General features: G+C 57.7%; 1 protein-coding gene. It reads left to right on the forward strand.

Annotated elements, in window-relative coordinates; genetic code table 11:
- Positions 1 to 143: 143 nt before the first annotated feature.
- On the forward strand, positions 144 to 2,486 hold the full coding sequence (locus tag ACT3UA_RS18830; RefSeq protein WP_141393617.1) for a putative transposase: 2,343 nt from the start codon (positions 144 to 146) through the stop codon (positions 2,484 to 2,486).
- The last annotated feature ends 39 nt before the right edge of the window (positions 2,487 to 2,525 follow it).

The raw sequence follows: 2,525 nt of genomic DNA on the forward strand, positions 1-2,525 counted from the left end.
CCCAGGGTTCTGGACATGCTCAAACAGAACCCACAAAAGATCCCCGAGAAATCGGGGATCTTTTGCGTTAAACCTCTATTAATTCACACCCACTTTCGATAGAATTTAACTGAACATACTAGTCGGGGCGTGGAGGTGGAAAGATGGCATATATGAACGCCGAACCCTTCCTCACCTTCAACCCACGCCCCGAAGCAACACCCATCGGACACGCGGCAGGTTTACTCGAAGATGATCACGGCGGGCAAGTGTTCATCCACGGAATGCTCTGGCACTCCTGGACCACCGGCGATGACACCTCCAAACGATTAGCAGCTGTGTCGTTGTGGCGGATGAAAGCGGCCTCAGCCGCAGAAATAGGCCACGCCTTCGGCGTCATCGAAGACACTATTTGGCACTGGCACCGCACGCTGAACACCACCGGCCTGAACTCGTTGACTAGTGAGAAACGTGGACCGAAAGGCGGCTCCAAACTCACCAAAGAGGTCATCACCCGCATTCAACAGCTACGCGCCAGCGGCCTGACTCTGACGGCAACTGCCGCGCAAACCGGTGTCTCGGAATTCAGTGTCCGCCGCGCCATGAAGCTGGACCCCGCCACTGGCCAACCACCAGTACCTGGCCAGGATTTGAGGACCGCTGACCTCACCGAAGTAATCCAAGAAGAACTACCGATACTGCCAACCCCGGCGCCACGCACCGAAGAACGCCTCGCCGCGTCCACCGGAACCCTGACCGAAGCGGTCCCGGTGTTCACTCCAGCCGCGAAGATCCCCTACGCCGGACTACTGCTCGCATTACCAGCGTTGGAAGCCACCGGTCTGCTGTCCTGTGTTCATCAGGTGTATTGCGCATTGAAGCCTGGATTTTATGGGCTGAACACCACCATCCTTGAAGCGGTGCTGCGCACCTTGGCCGGGGAGCCACGCGCCGAAGGCGCGAGGCGGTTGAAGCCAGCAGATTTGGGCAGGATTCTGGGGTTGGACCGTGCCCCGGAAGTAAAAACCATCCGCCGCAAGCATCAGGAACTCGCCGCCCAAACCCATGGCGTCGAACTGCTTGTTGCCTTAGGAAAACACCACCTCGCCAGCACGGAACCAACAGGTGAGGGCGATGCGCTGGGGTTGCTGCTGTATGTGGACGGGCACGTACGCTCCTACCAAGGGTCCAAAAAAATCGGTAAGCAGTACTCGACCCGCCTGAAATATCCGGTGCCGGCGTCCATGGAAACGTGGGTTTCTGACGCGTCTGGTGCGCCGGTGTTCATGGTGATGGCCGCGCCGTCCAAGAATCTGGTCGGTGAGCTGCGCGGCCTGGTTCCTCAGTTGCGTGCGCTGGTGGGTGACCAGAGGCGGGTGCTGATTGGCTTTGACCGTGAAGGCTGGTCCCCAGCGTTGTTCGAGTATTTGTATGAGCAAGGGTTTGACGTATTGACTTGGCGCAAGGGCAGTATCCCGGACCTTGATCCAGGAATATTCCGTAAGGCGAGGTTCACTAATCAGTGGGGCCAGGATCATGAGTGGAAGCAGGCTGCTGACACTGTCGTCGGGGTTGAGGTGGATGCCAAGGCCCGTAAGAACGCTGAAGCGGCCGGCGAAGCATCGGATGAAACAGGGGCGCTGGTTCCGTCCGTTGGCGTCACCGTGGACGGGATGTTTGGGATGCGGCAGGTCAGCCGGATCGTTGCTGCCGGCAAGCAAATGCGTGAGAGTACCGGGGAAGCCGACCGACAGATTCATCTGCTGACTACGGATACTACGTTGAGTGCTGGGGAGTTGATCTTCCATATCGGCAGGCGTTGGCGGCAAGAAAATTACTTCCGATACGCCCGCCAGCACTTTGCTTTGGACTCCCACGACACCTATCAGCACACCGTGGATGACGTGACCCGTAGCGTGCCGAACCCGGCGAAAGAGAAAGCGAAGCAAGCACGAGATGCGGCAGCAGCAGTGGTGAGCACGCTGAGCAGCGTCGCTGACGCACAGATGTTGCGGTTGAACACTCCGGAACCAGGGGAAACCCGGGTGGTCAGTAACGCTGAGGTTAATCAGATTAACGCGCCGGTGATCAAAGCGGAACAAGCACTGCACAAGGCTACAAAGAAGTGGGAGAAGATCGGTGCCCGGCTGCCGTTAGGCGAAGTAAATCCGGGACAACTGGTGTTGGAAACAGAGCATAAGCAGTTGCTTCATGCGGTGCGGATGTCCGCATTCAATGCGTCCATGGCCATGGTCGCTGACATTCGCTCACACACCGGGTTGAAATCTGTGTTCAAGGACGCGAATGAGTTCGTGCGTCAAGCGTTGACCGGTAGTGGGGATTTGGACCCACGAACCGACGGCTTTTTGGACGTCGCCTTGGATCCGTTACCTACCCGGCGGGAAACGGTGGCGTTGGGTGAAATGTGTGAACGGCTCTCTGAGACACGGACCCGGTATCCGGGGACGGACCGGGTGTTGCGGTATCGGGTGAAGAATCATTGCTGAGTGTTGAGTTTATTTTTTAGCCGATGTCCAGAACCCTGA

It is taken from the genome of Glutamicibacter sp. 363 (genome assembly GCF_052379505.1).
Taxonomy (GTDB): domain Bacteria; phylum Actinomycetota; class Actinomycetes; order Actinomycetales; family Micrococcaceae; genus Glutamicibacter.

Bases quoted from the DNA above. Each gene is read 5' to 3' on its own strand.
- ACT3UA_RS18830 (WP_141393617.1), top strand. From the start codon at position 144: ATGGCATATATGAACGCCGAACCCTTCCTCACCTTCAACCCACGCCCC.